We start from the raw sequence: 23,576 nt of genomic DNA on the forward strand, positions 1-23,576 counted from the left end.
AATATAGGGAATTCCAAGAAAGGCGGTTGATAAAAAGATACCTCAGAGTAAAATAAGATTTACTGACTTTGCCGGTTAGTACAAATCTTATAGAACAGAGAGGTATCTGAAATGAAGTATAACACACAAAACGCTAAGATTGCATCCATTACTGAAAAAACTTTGATTGTTGGCATTGATATTGGAAGTGAAACCCACTTTGCCCGTGCATTCTACTGGCGTAACTACGAATACACAAAGAAGGCTTTTGAATTCAGCAACACGGAAGAAGGTTTCCATTCCTTCAAAGCCTGGATGGAGGATCTGTCAGCAAAGCATGGCAAAACCGCTGTAATTCCCGGAATGGAGCCGACCGGTCATTACTGGTTTGCTCTCGGGAAGTTCCTGCAGGATAACGGGATGAGGCCGGTGCATGTGAATCCCCATCATGTGAAGAAATCGAAAGAGCTGGACGATAACAATCCCAACAAGAATGACCGTAAGGACCCGAAGACCATCGCTGGTCTTGTGAATGAGGGGCGTTTCTCGTACCCTTATATACCGACTGGCGTCTATGCGGAAATCAGAAATTTATCGAACTTGCGGTTTCAGGCACAGGAAGAGCTTACCAGAGCCAAAAACCGGCTTGCCAGATGGTTCGCCATCTACTTCCCGGAGTATAAGGACGTTTACAGGGATATCAAGGCAGTCAGTGGACGGATGGTGCTGCAGGTGGCTCCTCTTCCGGATGACATCCGGAAGCTGGGTGTGGAGGGTATAAACCGGATCTGGAGGGACGCAAAGCTGAGAGGCGCCGGAATAAAGAGGGCAAAGACCCTGGTAACGGCTGCAGAGCACAGCGTCGGCAGCAAGGAATCGCCGGAAGCAGCCAGGATAGAGCTTAAAATGCTGTTGCATGATATAGATGTATACGCGTCAAGAGTGGAAGAACTGCTCAGCATGTTGGATGCAAAGCTGAGCGAAATTCCCTATATCGATAAACTGCTGGAGATTAAAGGGATAGGGAAGATTACGGTCAGCGGGTTTATAGCAGAGGTTGGAGACATCAGACGTTTCGATGATCCAAAACAGTTGCAAAAGCTGGCAGGATATGCAATCGTAGCGAATGAATCCGGGAAGCACAAAGGAGAAAGCCGGATCAGCTACAGGGGACGTAAACGCCTGAGATATGTGTTGTTTGAAGCGGCGCTGTCACTGATCGCAAGGAATCCGGAATTCAGAAAGATCTACGAGTATTACAGAACTCGGGAGAAAAATCCGCTGAAGAAAATGCAGTCTTTGGTAGCGGTTGCGTGCAAAGTGATACGAGTCTTTTATGTGATGTTGAAAAAGGGCGTGGATTATGATCCGGAGAAGATGATGGGGGATATCCGTAGGCTGGAATTACATGCGGCATAGAAGACGAGAACAGAAACTTGATAACCAAACCTGTCACGGTTGAATTGAGCGCATTCAGTAAGCATTGTGAGTTGAATTCAGCTGTGACAGGGCATCTGAAACGGGTGCGGAATTGTCGCCGGTGAAACGTCCACCGCAAGGTGCTGGAACGAGGAAGCATACAGGAAGTCAGTAAACTTAAAACAAAGAATGAGCCAGTAGTCGGCAGGAATAATCACCAGAGGGTACGACCCTGAGAAGGAGCTAAGCTGACACCCTGGTTATGGGCAGGCGGAACGAAGGAAGTGGGGACCCCACGGAGACGAGGGTGATCCTGGTAGACACGGGAGGTGCGCTGCCGTAGATGGATGGGGATACACAAAGGCCATGTAAAGCGATAAATCAAGACGTTTTACTTCGTGTACCCAGAACCAGCTATTTTCGTACCAGATACCGAGAAATACCCATACCTTCGGCTCATTCATCTGAGATAGAAACTCGAAAAATCCTTTATTTTAAAGGAAAAACCACTTGACTTTATAGGGAGGACTATGCGGGAAAATTCGAACAGTTAAGGTATCGCCCGCTTTTTCTGCAGATGTTTGTGGAAGCATGGATCGGCAATGGATGCCTTGCGGTAGAATATAATGGGTATAAGCAGCTTATTCAGATCGTGGTAAAACGTGAGCAGGAACGGATCCTCGGATTGGTTGGTGGTGATGTCAGGGTATTTAACGCCTTGATCCATGTCATGATCTGTGCAGGGCTTGCTGACGGCTTATTTCTGGCTGAGATAAAAGACTGGTATCCGGAGGAATGGGGGATGATCCACTCCTATGCGAAAAAACATGCGGTATCAGGTGTACAAAGAACAGATTTTTTGACGGGACTTTTGAAGGATGCGGCACAGGATATTTTGACCGGAACTGAAAAACTGCATGTGCTGTATCCGGATATTATCAAAGAATATATGTTTCTATACTACTTGGACGGGGATGATATCGTGGAATTGTCACGAAAACTCTGGAATACCGTCCCGGAGGATTATAATGCGTTCCTTGGCAGATGTCTGACTGATTTCCAGCATGAGGATCATCTGATTGCATTTATTCGTGAACAATCTTCGGATTATGGAAATCTTAACGCGATGGCGGTGCGGCAATCGCTGCTTGCGTTTAAGATCATTGCCTCGGAGGAGGATGCCAGATACTTCTTGCAGAGAGATTTGGAGGAGTATAAGTATTGGAAAGAAGTGCCCGTTACGGCGGAAAATTCGGAACTTTGTCTGCAAGGACTCTATTTGTGCGTGCGACAGCTTTTTGGATGGTCCAGGCAGGAAAGCTTTGAAGCAATTGATTTAGTGGTGTCTTTTGAGGCTGTCGGCGGGCTTTGTGTGACAAAGGTACAGCATTTACTGGAGTTTGCACATTATCTTATTGAGAAAGACTGTGTGACCAGCGCGCAGAATGTGATACGAAAGGCAGAAGCGGCTCTGGCTGATCTGGGCGATTCGGAAGAAAAGAAAGAATTGTACCTGAGTATTCAGAGAGAAATCATAGTATCTGACGTATATTATAAAAAATGGGATGACATTGAAAAGAGACAGAAGGAAATCACTCAGAATACCAACTTCTCTAATGAACGCCAGTCAGAATTATATGCATATGTTCTGTTTTCAGGCGCACTGAAATGCCAGGAGACACTGGAGTGGAGCGGTGAACATCTGCTGATGTTTACGGATGCGCTGCAGGATTATGCGGAGGACTACGCCGCAGGACGGCGCGGGATATATTTTAATGATAAAGTGCATTACTATTATCTCCACGCAAAGCTGATAAGTACAGAAGTAACCGCGACAGGCGCTTTTCTGGCCGGGATGAGGGAAATCGCTTTAAAATGGATTGACGGGTTGATTGACGAAATAAAAAACAATATGATGATCTCGGATTTTGCAGGACTTTTGGTTGGGGCGAGGGCACTGAAGGTTGGTTTTGATGATTCTGTGACGGACGAGATGACAGCGGCTTATTTAGAAGAGGCGGATGAACTGCTGGCATGTTATCCGGACAGTGAGCTTCTTGCGGAAAAAACCATTGATCTGTGGGAAACCGCGTACGGAGAACAATATAAATCTCTGTACCCCGAAATCTGATAGACAGGGCATACACGCTTGTGCTGCGATTCCCGAAAAGCAAAAAAATCCTGGGCAATTTCTTCGAAATGCTCAAAACATCCACAGAAGTCGGGCGGTGGATGGAATACACGAACAATAAATCTGTCGTATGCGGGCTTCAGGAGAATAATTTGTTTGAATATCTTCTCCCGCCGGATATAAAACCGGCGACCGTGGTCCGGTTACATCGAAAGATTGGAGCAAATGAGCCCTGTCCCTGTGGCAGCGGCAGGAAATTCAAAAAATGCTGTAAAGGGAAGGGGAAATATGATTAAGGTCAGACACTCTGGCGGCTCAGCATGATTCTAGTTTCGATTATTATGGAGAAAATTTAAGGTTTGCGTACCTTGAAATTTATATCCCCCCTGTATATAATAAAAACGGTATCGCTACGGCGCAGACTGTATGCCATGGCGTTTTAGTTTCACAGATGTAAGAAATGAGGAGAACGATGAAGAGAAAGACAGTATTGAGGATTTTATCCTGTGCACTGGCATGCGTGATGCTTTTTGAGACGCCTCTGCAAGCTTCGGAATTATCGGGAGACAGTGAAATAATGTATACAGACGAGGGCGGAGAAACCGATACGGATACATCGTCAGATCAGAAAGAAGATTCGGAAGGAACTGGAACCGATACGGATAATCCTGATGGCAATATAGAACAGACGGGAGAATCGGAAGAAGGCTCTGAGGAGTTGTCAGGAACAGACGGGCAGACGCAGACAGAGCCGGGAAGCGGAGAAACGACGCCGGAAGAAGGGGACAATGATTCGGCCCCGCAGGATGATGGAACAGGACAGAATGATTCGTCAGGGGAGAATCTGGAGGATGGTGGAATGCTGGATGTGCAGCAGCCGGCAGATGGTCTCCTAGTGGAACAGCCGCCGGAAAACAGCCTTTCCGAGGATAACCAAACACTAGAAAATAGTCTTCCTATAGACGGACAGCAGCCGGAGATATTGTCTGACAGCTTTGTGTTATCGTTTGAACAGCCTGCGGAAGAAGTCGCGGCGGATTTCACAGAGTATGAAAGAGTGATGACGGCTGTGGCAGAGGCATGGACGAACGGGACGGTTCAAGTAGATTTGTCGGATGCGGCGCTGTCCCGGGATCTGGTACAGGAACTTTTGGAATATATGGTTCAGCAGCCGGAGTATGACAGTTCCTGTTTGCGCCCGGAAGTTATTTATACATATATTTTAGAAGAAAAGACGCAGTCCCGGCTGGTACAGACGGTGGACTTTAGCTATCTGGTTATGGAAGCGCCGAAAGCGGTAGCGGAGGTTCACGATTTTACCGGGATACAGTTGAGCTGGAGCGCGGTAGAAGGCGCGTCTTCTTACGAAGTGTATCGGGCAGAGGTTCAGGATGGAGGCGCGGCAGAGGAAGAACTTATCTATCAGACAGAAGAGAACAGCGGGGAGACTTCTTATAAGGACCAGGGAGTATCTTATGGAAAGACATATATCTATCAGATAAAAGCTGCTTGCGCGGAGAATGGCCGTATTTACAGGAGCGCCTTTTCAGAAGCGGCAGAAATTCTGGCAGAGGCAGACGCTCCGGAAGGGTTGAATGCATCTGCCGGGGGGAATGTGGTGGAACTGTCCTGGAGTCAGGTAGAAGGGGCTACGGGATATGAAGTAGAAGCGCTGGATTCTGCATCCGGAGAATATACTTTCCTGGGAAGTACCGGAGAAACATCATATGTCCATGAGGAACTTGACTATGATGCTTTTTATAATTATCGAGTGCGCGCGGTATACCAGAAGCAGAGAAGCGGTGCGGCGTATTCCGCATATTCGGACGCTGTGGAGGTCAGAACAGAAACGCCGGTTCTGGATGCAGTTGCGTTGTCAGCGTCACCTGCGGCATGGAACCAGATTGTACTTACCTGGAAAGGAACAGATTCTTCCGTCGGCTATGAACTGGAAAGAAAAGCTGACAATGGATCGTACAGCAAGATTGCAGATATTCAGGCTGGCGTTGGGGCTTATACAGACCTGTCGGTAGAACCGGGAGTGCAGTATGGTTACCGGATCCGTCCGGTGAAGCAGCTGGGAGGACAGGTGTTTTATGGAGAATATTCCGCAGAGCAGACCGTGCAGACCGTATTGAATGCACCGGCGGCCGACAGCGTGAGGACATCGGATGCCCAGTCTTTGACGGTGTCTTGGGAGGCGGTGGAAGGAGCAGGCGGATATGAACTGTATCGTTCGATTTCTTCTGGAAGCGGATATGTTTTGGCTGCGAATCTGAGCAATGGTCAGACGGAATACCGTGATACAGGGCTTGCAGTGGGTAATACTTATTATTATAAAGTCCGCGCGTATTATACTGTAAACGGGAGAACAGTATATTCAGAAGATTCTGCTGTTGTAAGTGGAATGGTAAAACTGAGCCAGGTAACCGGACTCAGGGTGCAGATGACGAAATATAATACGCTGCAGCTGAACTGGAATGCAGTGGGAGACGCCAGAACTTATGAGGTCTATTATTCCACATCTCCGGACAGCGGATACAAACGTGCCACATCCACAAAGAAGACAACTTATAAGTTCACAAAAGCAAAATGCGGCCAGACATATTATTTCAAGATTCGGACCTATGAAAAGATCGGAAAAGTGAAATATTACAGTGATTATTGCGCTGCAGTATCGGGAAAGACGGTTCTGGTGGGAACCCCGACTGTATATGTTTCTAAAACAAAATATAACAGCGTGACGATCAAGTGGAGCAAGGTGCCCTCCACGAGAAAATATGAGATTTATTATTCCACTTCGCCAGATGGAGAGTATAGGTTCCTGAAATCTCAGGGGGGAACCAGCTATACGCATAAGAAGCTGACTACGGGCGTTACTTATTATTATAAAGTGCGGCCGACCCGGGATTATTTCTATGGGGAATATTCCAATGTGACTTCGGCGAAGCCTGTGTTGGGCGAGCTGAAAAATCTGAAGGTGAAGACCGGGACGAACCAGCTGAAGGTTTCCTGGAAGAGTGTCAGCGGTGCGCAGGCGTATGTCCTGATGAGGTCGGACAGCGCAGACGGCGATTATGTGGAGATCAGCAGGGCAAAGAAGACTTCCTATACAGATAAAGGACTACAGGCAGGAACGACCTATTATTATAAAGTGTATGCGATTGCAGGAATTTATCAGACGAATACTCTGGGACCGGTAGGCCAGGCAACGAAACCGCCCAAGTTGGTTTCCCCGCCTTCAAAACCTCCAGTGGAAAAAGATATGTATTATGGCATAGACGTATCCAGTTATCAAGGAACGATCGACTGGGAGGAAGTGGCGGACAGTGGCATTGACTTTGCCATGATTCGGATCCTTACCGGAAAGAGAACTTCAAATCTGGATAAAGATACGAAGTTTGAGTATAATTATAGAAATGCCAGAGAAGCAGGGATCAAAGTAGGAGTATACCGTTATACCTACGCCACGACGAAGTCTGGGGCCCGCCAGGAAGCGACGGAGATCGTGGATGCGCTGGGAGGCCGGTATCTGGAGTATCCGATTGTGCTGGATCTGGAGGATTCCACGGTGCTGAACCGGACGACCCGGGAGAAGCGTACGGAGATTATACAGGAGTATAAGAAGATCGTGGAACGTGCCGGGTATAAGTTTGCGCTGTACGCGAATAAAAACTGGCTGGAGAACTATATCGAACCGGAAGCACTGGAAGGCGTAGATATCTGGCTGGCCAGATGGAGGAGTCTAGATCAGGGACCGGGATACAGCGGACCGGGCAATCTGACCATGTGGCAGTATACCAGTACTGGAAGTGTGGATGGAATTTCCGGAAACGTAGACCGGAATGTAAGTTATAAAAATTATAAATAGCAAAATCATATGCAGGGAGTCGTGGTATGTAGGAGTATATACCATGACTTCCTTTTCGGTGTAATTGGTTGACAAAGGGAGGTGAAAACTATATTATAAAATAGGTTTTTTATTATTTTATGTAAAGAAAATGTTGAGTGAAAAATAAGGATGAACAAAATTAAAAAAATTGAAATAAAAAATAAAAAGGTGTATCTGGTACTGGAAAGTATGAGAAAAACTCTTTGCACAGTTGCCAATATGCTTTACTTGGTTATGTTTGCCGTGTTGACGGCAAGAACATTTTTGAGTACAACAGAGTTTAATATTCCATGGAGGGTGTTGGCACAGAGCGACAATGTATGGCATCAGACAGCATATATGCTGCTGTTCAGCCCTCAGATCGTTCTTGCAGTTATTGTCATTTTTCAATATGTTTTCAGTGGGAACTATAATTGGAAAGAATATATTCTGGCATTGATCATGGGCTTCCTGATGTTCCGGATTACAGATGCGAACGGTGGGAGCAGCTTATTGGCGTATGTGTTGTTAGCGCTTGGAGCCAGAAATTTTTCGTTTCGAACGTTGATGCGGATTTATTTCCCGATCGCAGTAGGGATAGCGCTGGTTACGGTGGCTGGCTCTCAACTGGGATGGGTGGAAAATCTGGTGTATGCAGCAAGAGAAGGGAGGACTTCTTTCGGATTTATATATCCTACAGACTGTGCGGCGCATTTTTTGTTTTTGGGATTGGGGTACTGGTATATAAGAGGGAAAAAACTTCATTATCCCGAAATCCTTGTGTTTTTCAGTCTGGGTCTTGCCGCATGGTTCGGGTGTAAAGGCAGGTTTTCTACGGTGCTGCTGATGCTGGTCACTGTCAGCGCGTTTATATACCTGTCCTTTTTAAAAAGGGTGAAAAATCCGCAGAGATGGGATCAGATTTGGTCGGGTATCCCGTCTAAAGTATTGATTTTGATGCCTCTTTTGTGTAATTTGGGGGTTCATATTGTAAGCATTTGTTATTCTGTTGATAACAAGTTTTTGACGTGGTTTGACAGTGTTCTGAATGGCAGGCTGTCGTTGGTGAAAAAGGGAATCGAAATCTATGGATTTCGATTATGGGGGAGAAATATTCCTATGACCGGAGGCGGCGGGGGTGTGAATATGCCAAGCAAGTATTACTATATTGATAGTTCTTATATGCAGGTCAGTTTGTTATATGGTTTGATAATACTTGCTGTAGTGCTGGTTTTGTTTACTATGGCATGCCTGTATGCCCGCAGGGAAAAGGATTGGATATTATTGTTGGTATTATCTTTTGTGGCACTGCACGGATTATTTGAACATCATGCGTTTCAGCTGGCGTATAGCCCATTCCTTTTTGCTGCGTTTGCAAAAGGAGAGCAGGCGCATGGTTTTGGTAAAAGAGTAAAAATGTTTCTTAAAAAGACGGAGCAAAGTTGAATATGGAAATAAGTCGGAAGAAGGAATGTAAATATCTGGGGTTTGCAGTTGCGCTGCTGTTGGTTTTAGGATTGTTCCTGGTGCGGGATTATGGGATCTGGTATGATGAAAACGTAGAGATTGACATTGCCCGCATGAATTTGAAAGAATATGTTCGGGTGATCTGTGGGGAAGACAGCGGCATTTTTCAATTTATGGACGATAAGATCGGAGATCTCATGGACTCTGTGGAGATTGATCATGGGGAAGCATTGATTTATCCGGCGGCGGCCGTGGTGTCTGTTTTGCGGGAAATCGGACATGCGGACTGGGGTATGTGGTTTTATCACTATTACCTCTGGTGCTGGTTCGTGGCAGGGCTTGTATGTTTATATTTAACGGGAAAATATTTGACCGGGCAAAGGAGATGGGGAATTGTGGCGGCTGCGATGCTGCTTTTGCACCCCCGGTTTTTTTCTGAAGCTTTTTTTAACAATAAGGATGTATTGATGCTGTCTGCCACAGCTATTTGTATATGGTTCGGTATACGCTTCATGGAATCAAAGACGTGGAAGTGGAGTGTGATATGGGGGATTAGTGTTGCGTTTTGCACAAATCTTCGGGTGGTTGGCGGTTTGTATGCAGTTTTATTTGAAGGAATGTACCTGATTGAGTATTTGCAGGACGGGTGGAGAGATTATAGAAGACTGGGGACAGGACTGGCGGCGGCTGGAAGCGCGGTATTGGCATTTGTCCTGATCACACCGGCAACATGGCCATCATTGCTGGATTATTTGATTTATACGATATCTAATGCGTCTGGCTTCTCAAGATGGGATCACTGGGTGCTTTATGCGGGAGATCTTTATCGGTATACGGTACATCCTTTGCCATGGCACTATATTATGTGGATGATTGTAATCACGACTCCGGTGATATTTGTGGTGATGATTCTGATCGGCCAGATTAATTTGTTGAGAAGTATGGTCGGCGCGGTAAAAAATCGAAACTGGAGAGAAAAAACGGTCAAATATGGTATCCTGCTTGGCCTGATGGTATGGGTTCCGTTACTGGTTTATATGTTAAAAAGGAGCAATGTATATAATGGGTGGAGACATTTCTACTTTATTTATCCATCTCTTGTATTGCTTGCGGTTATGGGAATGGCTTCGCTGGTAAAATGGATATCCTGGAAACGGCCGGTGTGGGCAGTAATGGCAGCGCAGGGGATGTTTTGTGTATATTTGCTGGTTTCAGGACATCCGCTTCAATATGTATATTATAATTTCCTGGCGGGAAATAACGTGGAAGAAACTTATGAAGTGGATACTGGGGTGTTGGCATTCCAATATGCTTTAAAACAAATTTTGCAACAAGATGATTCTGACAAAATATTGATTTCATCGGATAATTTAGTGTCTTATTATGGAATCAAAATGGCATGGGAAGTGCTTCCGCATGATGAAAAAGACCGTATTCAGATCGCGGAACCGGAGACAAAGGAGTGCGAGGAAGCAGATTACCATATATACAACCATACTCGGATTTTGATGGATACCCGGATTTATGAGGAAGGCCTGGACGGCGGAACGTATTGGGAACCCAAAGAGAATTATGAATATTTTCAGACGATTGAGGCGTATGGTCTGGATATCCTGGATATCTATAAACTATAGGTGGATTTAATGAGACAGAAAGCAGATAACACAGAAAAGCAAAGTATACCAGATAAACATTTAATAGTTGCAATATTGGTATTATTTTTGGCGACATTTGGAGCCTTAGGAGGATATCAGCTCTATGCGATGGTTACCGAGGGAAAACCTACGGTGAAAACGGCGGAAATGCGGCGGGAAGAAACAATAGACGGATATGAGAGTCCGGAAGAGGTGGCTGAATACGTATTGTATTGGATTCACCAGGATGACTTGGATCTGGCATTGCGGGGATGTGCGATTGAAGAGATTGCCCAAAATTTTTTCCTGCAAAGCTATTGTGAAGTTCTGGAGACTTTTCCGTATACAGACATGCTGGCACCTTCAGATTATGAAAGTCCGGCATATATGAAGATCAATCAGGCTCGTATGACAGCGGTTTATTCTGATATGGTGGAACAGTGTATAGGGATATTAGGATCGGAAGTTGACCTGGAAATCGTGAGTATTGCCGCTGATATACCGGAGAATGCAGACGGATATTATTATCAGGATATCCGTGATATTTGCAGTATTGTAGGCGCCAGGGATGCGCGCAATGTGGTGATTCAGATGCTTGTGGATGGTGTGCCGAGACAGATGACTATGACTGCCGCACGGTACAGAAGCCACTGGAAGATTATTCAGTTTAGTGCATATGATAATTATAATTATACAGAACCGCAGATTGCAGAGTATGCAGAGATGTCAGCTTCAGCAGAACTCCCGATTCCGTGGGAAGATATGCAGGAGCAGATTCTTCCATGCAATTATCTGATCGCCGGGAATGAATCGGAAGAAGATCCGGAGAAGCTGATCCGGAAATGGTTTGTATATCTACAGAGAGGAGATATCTGGAAAGCTTTATCGTACTGCGATCTGTACAGTATGGATGAGGAATGGTATCCGGACAGTGTTTTTTTCTCAAAACAGAGTGCAGCAGCGGCAACGCTTCAAAAAATATATTATGACCTTCTCTTAAGCGATGCTAATCAGATGAGCTGGATCTACCAGAATGTGAAAGATGAGGCGGTTAACCTGGTAAGCCTTCTGGATACATCAAATATGGTATATACTTCATTAACAGGACTGCAAGTATTGGAAGAAGGAGATAACTATATAAAATATCAGGTGAATTATTCATATGACTGGAAAGGATTTTCTAGGGTAGTGACTTTAAACTATGAGAATGGGTGGAAGATAGAAGGGATTGAATAGAAAGTGAATGACAGGGAAATATCGATCAGTGTTATTGTGCCGGTATATAATGCTGCGGCTTATTTGGAGGAATGTGTTGACTCGCTGGTGAAACAAATATATAAGCCGGCAGAAATTATCCTGGTGGATGATGGCTCTACGGATAAAAGTCCCGAGATGTGTGATTCATTTTCTCAAAGATACTCTTATATTAAAACAATACACACAAAAAACGGAGGAGTTTCTTCTGCGAGGAATATAGGTATAGAAGCAGCTCAGGGAGAATATTTAATTTTTGTGGATTCGGATGACAAGGTTCACCAGGAATTGTTATCACAGTATAAGACATATTTTTCTCCGGATTGTGTGGTAATGTGTTGTTCTCAAACCGATATGGATACAACAGGGAATGCTCCGGTGGAAGAATATACAATTCAGGAATTTATGGAGATGTTTTCCAAAGGATACATTAATGTCCCATGGAATAAAATGTATTCTTCTGAAATTTTGAGAAAAAATCAAATTCGTTTTCCTGAAAAAATGAATTTAGGAGAAGATATTGTTTTTAACCTCCTGTATTTTGAACAGGCGCCTGAAAGATATCGTATTATTAAAGCGCCATTATATTGGTATAGAGAAAATGTGGATAATAGTTTAAGCAATTGCTTTCATGAAAATTTATTTGACATTCAATTATGCATATTCCAAAATTTAAATGAATTTTTGGAAACTATGGGAGTAGATGACAGAAGGAACAAAGCTATATATTTACGGCTTTTTTGGAATCGGATGTATATGACGTTGAATATCTATCGGAGTCAATTGAAAAAAGAAAATAATTATGAAGTTAAGAAAAAGTTTTATGATATATTGCAGAATCCTTTTTGGGAAATTTTATGGGAAGAGTGCAGGAAGGAAAAAGTAATTACATTAAAAATGCTGATGAAAAAGTTTCATGTGGCGTGTTTAAGGTTGCATAGAGGGTATTGCATATGAGTGAATGTCGAATTTCTGTGATTGTTCCTGTGTATAACGTAGAAAAATATTTGATTAGATGCGTTGAATCTTTACTGGAACAGAAAGGGGAAAATGGATTTTGGGAAATTATATTAATCGATGATGGGAGCAGAGATAGCAGTGGTCAAATCTGCGATAATCTAGCAGAAAAAAGCAGCAAAGTACGTGTGTTTCATAAAGGCAATGGTGGATTGTCCTCTGCCCGGAATAAAGGAATTTCTGTGGCAACGGGGGACTATGTAATGTTTGTAGACTCGGATGATTATATAGAATGTATGGCAGTGAATGCCCTTGAAAAGACATTAAAAAAATACCCCATGATAGATGCTATAGTTTTTGATGGGATGGAAGATAATGAAAAGAACTGTAAAGTCATGCGGGGTAAAACTTCTCTGAGCGGTCACTGTGTATCTGGCAGAGATTACTTACTTGAACATTATAAGAACAGAACTTTGAGTGTGGAGGCATGCCTGTACTTGTACAAAAAAGATTTTCTGGATAAGAACAATCTGCGGTTTCGAGAAGGAATTTTGCATGAGGACGTTGAATTTACTCCGAGAGCTATACTGGCGGCGGATCAAGTGGCAGAGATATCGGATACGTTATATCATTATGTAGTAAGAGGAGATTCGATCAGTACATCACAAAATAAAGAAAAAAATATTAAGGATTTGTTTCAAACACTTGAAAAGTTAAATGTGCTGGCAGAGCAACAGGACAGAGAATTGTGTCTTTGGATGAAGAATGCCGTTTTGAACAGTTATCTAAATATGATATATGAAACACGTATGTACCAGGCAAGATATAGAAAATACATCGATAAGCGTTTTTTGTTTGGAAAAGCAGCTACTGTGTATAACCGAATGCGTGTTTTGCTTTGTTTTTTGAATGTACATTTATATTGTAAAATAAATGATATTTCTAAAAAGTTGCCAAAGAGTTTTTAGACATGGAAAGGGAAGACTCAGAGTATGAAAGGTACAATCGCGATAATTGTGGTGGGATATAATCGTCCTGATTCTATGAAAAGAATTTTGCAGTCATTGGCAGAAGCAACGTATAATTATACAGATATTGTGCTTCGGATCAGCATTGATCATGGAGGCAATGAAGAAGTTATTAAAGTTGCTGAAAATTTTGAATGGACTTATGGGAAGAAAAAAGTTGTGTATCACCCGGAACGTTTGGGACTACGCAATCACATTATCTCCTGTGGGGATTTGACAGAAGAATACGGGGCGGTAATGATTCTGGAAGATGATTTATATGTTTCGCCAGACTTTTATAATTATGCGATGCAGGCTTTGGAAAAGTATGGGGATCATCCGCAGATTGCCGGAATCTCATTGAATACAAGAAAGGAACTTCTGGAAAGCCCGTATCCATTTTATCCGCTTCATACAGGATATGATGTATATTTTCAACAGTTTGCTTCTTCCTGGGGACAAGTATGGAATTTGAGGATGTGGAAGGACTTTAAAAGCTGGTATGAGCAAAATCAGACGTTGCCCCAAAGTGTAAATGTTCCATTAACAATTCTTCATTATCCGGATACTTCCTGGGCAAAGTATTACCAGACATATGTAGTGGAGCGGAACAAATATTATGTATTTAGTTATGATTCTCTTACGACAAATTTTGGAGATGCGGGAGAACATTTTAATCATGATTCTTCAGCGTTTCAGTCTGTATTGTTTTATGGAACGAAAGAATATCGGATGCCGGAATTCGAGGATGGTGTAAAATATGATATTTATGGAGAACCGATAGGGCTGGGGGAAACTCTTGGAATATCTGATGAAGATTTGACGTGTGACTTTTGGGGAAGGAAACAAGAAGGCGCTTATAAAAAATATTTACTGACTTGTTGTAAAAGACCGTATTTATCTGTAAGGAAGTTTTCTATGTGCATGAAACCTTTAGAACTAAATATTATGAAAGGCATAAAGGGTAATGAAATTTATTTGTACGATACAAGCAAAAGGACAGACGATTTCTCTTCGAACAAAAAAGAAAAAATTAAATTTTTGGAGTATGGGTATGGTATAATAAATGGTCGTGATTTGTTGATTTGGAGTTTAGAGAAAATGAAATTTAAAATTTGGAAAAGAGGATGAAAAATATGAATAAGCAAAATAATGCATACAGTAGGCTGAAGCATCATTTGAGACATTGGCGAAGATCTTGGTTGTGCAGGATAAATATAACTAAAGCCGTGACAGAATGTTATAATTCGGGCTTCTCTAAACCGTTGGATTTAGAAAACCCTGTTACAATAAATGAAAAATTACAATATTTAAAGTTGAATCAATATTATAATAATCCAATTGTGACGACTTGTATAGACAAATACCAAGTAAAAGAATATTTGAAAGAAATTGGATTCGGTAATTTGGCAGCAAAATTGTATGGAGTATATGATCGACCGGAGGATATTGACTGGGAGAGTCTTCCAGATCAATTTGTGGTAAAGTGTAATCACGGATGTGGATTGAACATCTTATGCCCGGATAAGAAAAAATTTGATAGAAAAAGTGCCATTAAACAGCTGAAAAAATGGATGCGTCTTGACTATTGGACTTATTTTGCGGAACCGCAGTATAAATATATAAAAAAGAAGATTTTAATTGAAGAATATTTGGGAGATAACATTCATACGTATAAATTCTATTGTTTTAATGGCGTCCCCAAAACATGTTATGTTTCATCCAACGGAGAAAATGGTGAATATGACAAATATTATGATTATTTTGACATGGAATGGAATCGTCAGGCGACTTATTTGATGGGACATGACCATTTTCCGGGAGACATTGAAATGCCGGATAATTTTGAACAAATGAAGTCCATAGCTACACAACTATGCAGGGATTTCCCATTTGTACGGATAGATTTATATAGCGTAAAAGGGAGAGTTTATTTGTCTGAGTATACCTTTGTGCCGACGGGAGGATATATGCATTTAGAACCAGAAGGAACGGATATAGAATGGGGTAAATGGCTTCGTTTGGAGGATAAATGAAAAAGGTTATAGAAAGATTAAAAAGAGTAACAGTATTATTGAAATTTAAAAGATGGGTATTTGGACTGGCTGAAAAATTTTTTAAAGGTTTGAGAAGGCTAAAATGGTATTTGAAATTTGAAATTTTGGGGCAAAGCGGGCTTTCAAAAGTTTTGCATGCCCCTGAGTTAATAGTTTCTTTAACCTCTTTTCCCGCAAGAATTGATACAGTAGACAGGACAATCCGGTCATTACTATCGCAGACGGAAAAGCCGGACAAGGTTATTTTGTGGTTGGCAGAAGAACAATTTCCCGAGAAAGAAAAAAATTTGCCGAAACGGCTTTTAACATTAAAAAGGAACGGACTATCCATTGGCTGGTATCATGATATTAAGTCGTTTAAAAAACTTGTTCCAGCATTAGTGGAATATCCAGAGTCAATAATCGTGACAGCAGATGATGATATATATTATCCCAGAAACTGGCTGCATATTTTATACCAGGAATATAAAAAAAATCCATCTTACATCCAGGCACATATTATTACGGAGTTTTCTATAAAAGAGGGCAAGTATGAAGCAACCGGACGCAAGCATGTGAGAAAACCAAGGGCATCATATCTTTACAAATTAGTGGGATGCGGGGGAGTGCTGTATCCTCCAAAATGCTTCTATCCGGATGTCATCGAAGAAAATAAATTTATGAGTATATGTGCTACAAACGATGATATTTGGTTTTGGTTGATGGCTGTTTTGAATGGAATAAAGGTAAATGTTCCTTTGAATAATATATCGCAAGTTCAGTATGTAGAAAATACGCAGGAAGGACCGACTTTGTCCAGCAATAATGATCGGGGAGAAGGTTTGTTTTGGATTCAGTTTAAGAATATGTTGGATCAGTACCCTAGTATAGACAGATTTTTAAAAGAAGAATGTAAAGTGTTAATGAGAATGAACAGATAAAGAGTTGTGGATAGTATTCCAGACAGAATAGTGCAATTATTACAATGCTTGTAAAACCGTAATAAAGGTGCTAAACTAATACAGAATATAAACAGATTGCTTTAGGAGCATTTTATGTTTAAGAATAGAAGTAAAAAAATGACGTATCGGATAATATTGTTGATATTGGTGGATATGCTGATTATCACATTATCCGGTCCGCTGGCAATTTATGTACGTTATAATCTTTTTTTCGAAGCTCGTGCTATAGAATTTATTGAAAATATATTTAGATATCTGCCTATCAATCTGATAATTACGATAGGGACTTTTTACGTTTTCCGCCTATATCAGGGAATTTGGAAATATGCCAGTGCTTCCGATCTGGTCAATATTATAGTGGCATGTCTGGTCTCTGCTGTAACACAGTCGGTTGGCATGTGGTTGATGCATCTGGATTATCCGAGAAGTTATCCGTTTATGTATTTTTTTATACTGACTTTTGGCATATCTGTATTTCGCTTCATGTACCGCATTTTGGGATATGTTCAGCAGAAAAAAGAAGGACTGATTCGTACAGGGAAAAAAAATACGATGATAGTGGGTGCTGGGGAAGCGGGAAATACATTGCTCAAAGAACTCCAGAATAGCCGTTTCAGTGAACAATATGTATGCTGTCTGGTGGATGATGATCCAGGGAAACAGGGAAAATACTTACGTGGTGTACCTGTAGAAGGGACACGGAATGATATTTGCCGTTTGGCAGAAGAATATGATATTGATGAGATCATGATTGCGATTCCTTCAGCGCCGCATGGGGAGATACAGGAGCTTCTTGATATCTGTAGCCAAACTAGTTGTAAGCTAAAAGTGCTTCCGGGATTGTATCAGTTGGCTAATGGGGAAGTCAGCATTTCCAAACTTAGGAATGTAGAAATTGAAGATTTATTGGGCAGAGAACCAATCGATACGAAAATAGACAGTATTATGGACTATGTGTCAGGAAAAACAGTGCTGGTTACCGGAGGAGGAGGATCGATTGGTAGTGAGCTTTGCCGGCAAATTGCCCGACATGAGCCCAAAAGGCTAATTATTTTGGATATTTATGAAAATAATGCTTATGACATTCAACAGGAACTGAAACATGATTATCCGAAATTAGACCTGACAGTACTGATCGGTTCTGTGAGAAATACTCATAGAGTTAACAGTATATTTGAAAAGTATCGTCCTGATATTGTATACCATGCAGCTGCTCATAAACATGTGCCTTTGATGGAGGATAGTCCGAATGAGGCGATTAAAAATAATGTGTTTGGTACTTATAAAACAGCAAAGGCAGCGGATAGATATGGGACTTTGCGTTTTGTGTTGATTTCTACAGACAAGGCAGTGAATCCTACTAATATTATGGGAGCTTCCAAACGGCTTTGTGAAATGATAATTCAGATGATGAATGATTGTTCGAAGACAGAATTTGTGGCAGTACGGTTTGGAAATGTGTTGGGCAGTAATGGCAGTGTGATTCCCCTGTTTAAGAAGCAGATCGAAGAGGGCGGTCCCGTGACGGTGACAGATCCCAATATTATCCGTTATTTTATGACAATACCGGAGGCAGTCTCCTTAGTATTGCAGGCAGGCGCGTTTGCAAAAGGAGGAGAAATTTTTGTTCTGGATATGGGAAAACCGGTGAAAATATTGGATTTGGCATTGAATTTGATACGTTTATCAGGTTATAAACCATATGAGGATATTGATATCCAGTTTACGGGTTTACGCCCGGGAGAGAAATTATACGAAGAGCTTTTGATGGATGAAGAAGGACTTCAAAGTACGAAAAACAAATTGATCCATATCGGAAAGCCTATAGAATTTGATGAAAAATTATTTTTACATCAATTAGAGGAGTTGGATCGGTTATCTAGGGAGGATAATCCGCATATTAAAGACAAAGTAGCCGAGATAGTTACGACTTACCATAGGAAGGATTAATGCTAATGAACTATATTGTGACACAGGTGGCAAGACCTGAAGAAAATACAGTACCACAAATGCAAGGAAATGGGATCACTACAGTTGATAAAGCAATGGACGTCTACTTAAAAAATGCTATTGTTTCGTTGGCGTCAGCCAAGCAATATAATCCGAATGCGGTATGTATTTTAAGCTGTAATTTTGATGTCCCAGGATATTTAAGAACAATAGCAGAGAGAACTGGTATTCAGATTCATACAGTCCCTTTTAGAAAGTACGAAAGCAAAGAAGAATTTCGATGGGCTATTACACAGTATAAATTTAATGCTATAGAGCATGTTTTGGAATTGATGGATAAAGAGGATTGCATGCTTGTATTGGACAGCGATACGATGTGTACGAAAAAGCTGGATGAACTCTTTTCTGAAGCGGCAAACTCTTTGATTTTGTATCCGACTGCCCACAGTTATTCACAGGAAAAAAGAGCAGAGATTCGATATAACTATCAGATAATGTATCACGCGGATAATGATAATCTGGTACATTATGGAGGAGAGTTTTTCGCAGGCAATAAAAATCAAATGCAGGAGCTTTTAAACGCATGTTTGTGTGTGATTCAGTGTGCAAGGGAAATAGAGGACCTGAAACCATGGGATGATGAACATATATTGTCAATTGCGGTGGAAAAGTTTTTAAAAGGTTATGTCTATCCTGCAAATGCATATATATTCCGTTATTGGACAAATCAGTTTTACCTAGTTTCTACAAACTACTATTATGATCCTGTCTGTATCTGGCATTTGCCGGCAGAGAAGAATTTCGGCATGCTTGTTTTATATGATTATTTTGTAAAACACGGATATTTTCCGAATGTAAAAAAATCGGCAAAGATAGTTGGATTTCCTTCTATACAATACAAGGCCTGGAATCCTTATCGTTGGAAAATGCGGATAAAAAATAAATTAATGAAATGAAAGAGGCATGGACATGGCACATATTTATCTGGCTTCCCCGCACATGAGCGCGGAAGGCTATGAACAGGAGTACATCAAGGAGGCGTTTGATACCAACTGGATCGCTCCTCTTGGGAAAAATGTAAATGAGTTCGAAAAGGAGCTGGCTTCTTACGTGGGAGCTTCTGATGCGGCGGCCCTTTCTTCCGGCACGTCGGCGATTCATCTGGCGCTGAAAGCGGCAGGAGTGCAGCAGGGGGATGTGGTGATCTGTCAGGACCTGACGTTTTCGGCCACGGTGAATCCGGTGGCGTATGAGAAGGCAGTGCCTGTGTTTGTGGACAGCGATTATGAGACCTGGGACATGTCTCCGGAGGCATTGGAAGATGCGCTGAAAAAGTATCCGAATGCGAAGGCGGTCATGCCGGTACATCTGTACGGCAATCCGGCCAATATGGATCGGATCATGGAGATCTGCCAAAGATACGGCGTGCCAGTGATCGAGGACGCGGCGGAGAGCCTTGGCACCATTTATCATGGAAAGTATACGGGAACTTTTGGAGATTACGGGGCTTTTTCTTTTAATGGAAACAAGATCATCACCACTTCCGGAGGAGGCATGCTGGTCTGCAATCTGGAAGAGGAAAAAGCGAAAGAACGGATCGCGAAGGTACGTTTCTGGGCGACCCAGGCAAGGGAACCGGCGCGCCATTATGAACACAAAGAAATCGGTTATAATTATCGTATGAGCAATATTCTGGCCGGAATCGGCCGGGGGCAGATGAAGGTGCTGGAGCAGAGAGTAGAGCAGAAGCGGAAAATATTCGCGTATTATCAGGAACATCTGGGAGATCTGGAAGGCATCTCCTTTATGCCCGTACATGAGGACGAGCGGGCCAACTGCTGGCTTTCCGTGATCCAGATCGCGGAGGACTGCCCGGTGAAGCCTCTGGATGTGATGGCGGCGCTGGAGCAGGGAGACGTGGAGAGCCGTCCGGTGTGGAAACCCATGCATCTCCAGCCTGTGTTTGCGGGATGCGATTATATTGACCATGGCGGCGTGGCAGAGACATTATTTAATAGGGGCGTTTGCCTGCCCAGCGATACCAAGATGACGGAAGCGGATCTGGAGAGAGTCTGCGGGATGATCAGAGGATTGTGGAGATAGATGAGACAGGGAATTTATGCCAGATGCATAAAAAGAGAATTGGATGTATTGATATCCGTTACAGCGTTGGTTTTGTCCGGCCCGCTCATGATATGGACGGCATGGCAGGTTCATAAAAAGCTGGGCAGTCCGGTGCTTTTTACGCAGCTTCGTCCGGGAAAAGGGGAAAAGATCTTTAAAATGTACAAGTTTCGTACCATGACGGACGAAAGAGACGCGCAGGGAAATCTTTTGCCGGATGAGATGCGTCTGACAGAATTCGGGAAATTCTTAAGAAATACCAGTCTGGATGAATTGCCGGAATTGTTTAATATTTTAAAAGGTGATATGAGTATCGTAGGGCCAAGGCCCCAGCTGGTTCGTGACATGGTTTTCATGACAAAAGCTCAGCGGAGGCGCCACAGAGTCGCCCAGGGGCTGACCGGGCTTGCGCAGGTGAACGGCAGGAATAACATTTCATGGGAAGACAAGCTGGCGTATGATCAGCAGTATGTAAAAAACATCACTTTTCTGGGAGATCTGAAGATTATTTTCCGGACGGTTTTCCAGGTGCTGAAAAAAGAGGATATCAATACAGAAGGAATGGCGACGGCTGAGGATTTTGGAGATTATCTTCTGAGAACCGGCCAGATAGACCGGCGGACTTATGAGAGAAAGCAGCGGATCGCAAGGAAAATCTGCGCGGAAAATGAATGAGAGGAACAGCAGAATGAGTCAGGAATGGGAATATTATAATCATGCGCTGGTCCCGACTACGGCCCCTCATATAGTGCCGGACACTTCCTGGATGGATGATGCCGGTCAGTGGAGGAAGCTGGCAGGCGGAAAGCGGCCCCTGCTTGCCAGATGGATTACGGATTTTGACTGTGGACATGAAACGGAATGGTGGTGCCTGATCAAGGATACCCCGTTTGATATTATGTCTCTGAAATCAAATCGGAGAAGCCTTATTACCCGCGGTTTAAAACGGGTCGACGTAAAAGTGATCGTGCCTGCGGATTACGCGGAGCAGATGGCAAATGTGCTGATTAAAGCATGGAAAAGCTATGATGAGTCCTATCAGGAAAAAGACGACCGAAAAAAACTGACGGAAGAATTTTCGGGGCTGACAGAGGAGACACGGGGAAATACAGAGTATCTCGGGGCTTTTTTGAAAGATACGGATACATTGATCGGTTACAGTATCTATTATCTGTATGAGGACTGGATCGAATATTCAGTGGTGAAGACAGATCCGGAGTATCTGAACACACAGGTAAATGCGGCTTTGGTCTACTATGGGCTTGAGCGGTATATGAAGCCGGGGATACGTTATATCCTGGGCGGTTACCGGACTATGATCCATGATTCAAATTATCAGGAATATCTGGAGAAAAATTTCGGTTTCCGGAAAGCATACTGCAGACTTCATATCAAGTACCGCCCATGGATGCGTTTCGCGATATCTGTGCTTTACCCATTTCGAAATACGATAAAGCGCTTTGAAAAAAATAAATGGATGTATCAGATCTGGTGCGCGCTGCGGCAGGAAGAAATACATCATACGTTTTTAAATAAATAAAAGAAGAGGATGCAGAAAATGAATATTTGGTTTTTTAACCATTACGCGGTTCCGCCCAATCTATATCCATTGGCCAGACCATATCATTTTGCCAGACATTTGCAGGAAAAGGGACATAAAGTGATTATCTTTGCTGCCAGTTCTGTGCATTTATCGAAGCAGAACCTGATCGCTGACCGGTCGCCTATGAAAGCGAAGAAGATCGACGGGCTTCGTTATGTGTTTCTGCGTGCCAGAAACTATGAAGGCAATGGGATTCAGCGTATTTTTAATTTTTTCGATTATACAGTGCGTCTGTTTACTCAGACCCGGAAGTTCCATAAACCGGATGTGATTTTAGCTACGTCGGTGCATCCTTTGGCCTGTGTGGCCGGGATACTGCTGGCCAGGAAATACCGCTGCCGCTGCGTGGTGGAGATCGCGGATCTCTGGCCGCTGACTCTGGTCGAATATGGCGCGCTGAAAGAAAAACAGCTGATGACAAAGGCCTTGTATATGCTGGAGCATTGGATTTATAAGAAAGCCGACGCGGTAATCTTTACGATGGAAGGCGGAAAACAATACATCATAGACCAGGGCTGGGAAAAAGATGTACCTCTTGACAAGATCTATTATATCAATAATGGGGTAGATCTGGAGGTTTATCACAGACAGGAGCAGGAAAATATTTTTCATGATCCTGAGCTGGAGCAGGGAGATACGTTCAAGGTTATGTATACAGGTTCCATGGGCCAGGCAAATTCTATGTTTGATATTCTGGATGCAGCGGAAAAATTGAAAGACCGGGCAGATATCCGTTTCCTGCTGTTTGGGGCAGGATATCTGGAAGATGATCTGAAAAAATACGCCCGGAAAAAGCGTCTGGAAAATGTCACTTTTAAAGGCAAAGTAGATAAGAAGTATATTCCGAATATTCTCTCAAAGGGCGATCTGAATCTTATGACCGCGCCGAGCGACAAGGTCACAGATTATGGCCTGAGTATGAACAAAATGTTTGACTATATGGCTTCAGGAAAGCCGACGGTATCGAATATCCGGACGAAATTCGACATTCTGGAAGAGACGCGCAGCGGCGTGACGGTAAGAGCGGGTGATCCGGACGCGATGGCCGGAGCGATTGTCCGTTTCTATGAGATGGATAAAAAAGACTATGAAGAATATTGTCAAAACGCGAGGGAAGCGGTAAAGAGATACGACTTCAAGAATCTGACGGATGAATTGGAGCAGATTTTAATAAAGCAGTGA

At 42.9% G+C, this 23,576-nt stretch carries 18 protein-coding genes; all 18 read left to right on the forward strand.

From position 1 onward, the window contains the following. The first annotated feature begins 111 nt into the window (after positions 1 to 111). Positions 112 to 1,398 (forward strand): IS110 family transposase, encoded by a 1,287-nt coding sequence (locus B5F29_RS01215; protein WP_087152851.1) that lies wholly within the window; start codon positions 112 to 114, stop codon positions 1,396 to 1,398. 583 nt (positions 1,399 to 1,981) lie between these two features. Further along, positions 1,982 to 3,529, forward strand: coding sequence for a hypothetical protein (locus tag B5F29_RS01220; RefSeq protein WP_143449099.1), 1,548 nt, complete (start codon positions 1,982 to 1,984; stop codon positions 3,527 to 3,529). 101 nt (positions 3,530 to 3,630) lie between these two features. Then, positions 3,631 to 3,825: an SEC-C metal-binding domain-containing protein gene (locus tag B5F29_RS17120; RefSeq protein ID WP_242955546.1), complete on the forward strand. Its 195-nt coding sequence runs from the start codon at positions 3,631 to 3,633 to the stop codon at positions 3,823 to 3,825. 176 nt (positions 3,826 to 4,001) lie between these two features. Beyond that, positions 4,002 to 7,400, forward strand: a complete 3,399-nt coding sequence (locus B5F29_RS01230) for a GH25 family lysozyme (protein WP_162608328.1) — start codon at positions 4,002 to 4,004, stop codon at positions 7,398 to 7,400. 150 nt (positions 7,401 to 7,550) lie between these two features. Then, positions 7,551 to 8,846 (forward strand): hypothetical protein, encoded by a 1,296-nt coding sequence (locus B5F29_RS01235; protein ID WP_087152854.1) that lies wholly within the window; start codon positions 7,551 to 7,553, stop codon positions 8,844 to 8,846. A gap of 2 nt (positions 8,847 to 8,848) precedes the next feature. After that, positions 8,849 to 10,501: an ArnT family glycosyltransferase gene (locus B5F29_RS01240; protein WP_087152855.1), complete on the forward strand. Its 1,653-nt coding sequence runs from the start codon at positions 8,849 to 8,851 to the stop codon at positions 10,499 to 10,501. Positions 10,502 to 10,510: 9 nt separating this feature from the next. Further along, entirely contained in the window at positions 10,511 to 11,737 is a 1,227-nt protein-coding gene (locus B5F29_RS01245) for a hypothetical protein (protein ID WP_143449100.1), read from the forward strand. A gap of 3 nt (positions 11,738 to 11,740) precedes the next feature. Continuing rightward, on the forward strand, positions 11,741 to 12,712 hold the full coding sequence (locus B5F29_RS01250; RefSeq protein ID WP_087152857.1) for a glycosyltransferase family 2 protein: 972 nt from the start codon (positions 11,741 to 11,743) through the stop codon (positions 12,710 to 12,712). Then, positions 12,709 to 13,680 carry a glycosyltransferase gene (locus B5F29_RS01255; protein WP_087152858.1) on the forward strand — a complete coding sequence of 324 codons (972 nt, stop codon included), beginning with the start codon at positions 12,709 to 12,711 and terminating at the stop codon, positions 13,678 to 13,680. The genes B5F29_RS01250 and B5F29_RS01255 overlap by 4 nt, the downstream gene beginning before the upstream one ends. A gap of 24 nt (positions 13,681 to 13,704) precedes the next feature. Continuing rightward, positions 13,705 to 14,850, forward strand: coding sequence for a glycosyltransferase family 2 protein (locus tag B5F29_RS01260; protein WP_087152859.1), 1,146 nt, complete (start codon positions 13,705 to 13,707; stop codon positions 14,848 to 14,850). Between the two features lie 5 nt (positions 14,851 to 14,855). Further along, positions 14,856 to 15,755, forward strand: coding sequence for an ATP-grasp fold amidoligase family protein (locus tag B5F29_RS01265; RefSeq protein WP_162608329.1), 900 nt, complete (start codon positions 14,856 to 14,858; stop codon positions 15,753 to 15,755). After that, positions 15,752 to 16,696, forward strand: a complete 945-nt coding sequence (locus B5F29_RS01270) for a hypothetical protein (RefSeq protein ID WP_087152861.1) — start codon at positions 15,752 to 15,754, stop codon at positions 16,694 to 16,696. The genes B5F29_RS01265 and B5F29_RS01270 overlap by 4 nt, the downstream gene beginning before the upstream one ends. A 114-nt stretch (positions 16,697 to 16,810) precedes the next feature. After that, on the forward strand, positions 16,811 to 18,667 hold the full coding sequence (locus tag B5F29_RS01275; protein ID WP_087152862.1) for a polysaccharide biosynthesis protein: 1,857 nt from the start codon (positions 16,811 to 16,813) through the stop codon (positions 18,665 to 18,667). Between the two features lie 5 nt (positions 18,668 to 18,672). Further along, positions 18,673 to 19,623, forward strand: coding sequence for a hypothetical protein (locus B5F29_RS01280; protein ID WP_143449101.1), 951 nt, complete (start codon positions 18,673 to 18,675; stop codon positions 19,621 to 19,623). A gap of 7 nt (positions 19,624 to 19,630) precedes the next feature. Then, positions 19,631 to 20,770, forward strand: a complete 1,140-nt coding sequence (locus B5F29_RS01285) for a DegT/DnrJ/EryC1/StrS family aminotransferase (protein ID WP_442911266.1) — start codon at positions 19,631 to 19,633, stop codon at positions 20,768 to 20,770. Next, positions 20,771 to 21,466, forward strand: a complete 696-nt coding sequence (locus B5F29_RS01290; protein ID WP_087152865.1) for a sugar transferase — start codon at positions 20,771 to 20,773, stop codon at positions 21,464 to 21,466. It abuts the gene before it with no gap. 13 nt (positions 21,467 to 21,479) lie between these two features. Further along, positions 21,480 to 22,331 (forward strand): hypothetical protein, encoded by an 852-nt coding sequence (locus B5F29_RS01295; protein ID WP_143449102.1) that lies wholly within the window; start codon positions 21,480 to 21,482, stop codon positions 22,329 to 22,331. Positions 22,332 to 22,349: 18 nt separating this feature from the next. Beyond that, positions 22,350 to 23,576, forward strand: a complete 1,227-nt coding sequence (locus B5F29_RS01300) for a glycosyltransferase family 4 protein (RefSeq protein WP_162608330.1) — start codon at positions 22,350 to 22,352, stop codon at positions 23,574 to 23,576.

Origin of the sequence: Lachnoclostridium sp. An196 (assembly GCF_002160135.1) — a bacterium.
Lineage (GTDB): Bacteria > Bacillota > Clostridia > Lachnospirales > Lachnospiraceae > Hominiventricola > Hominiventricola avistercoris.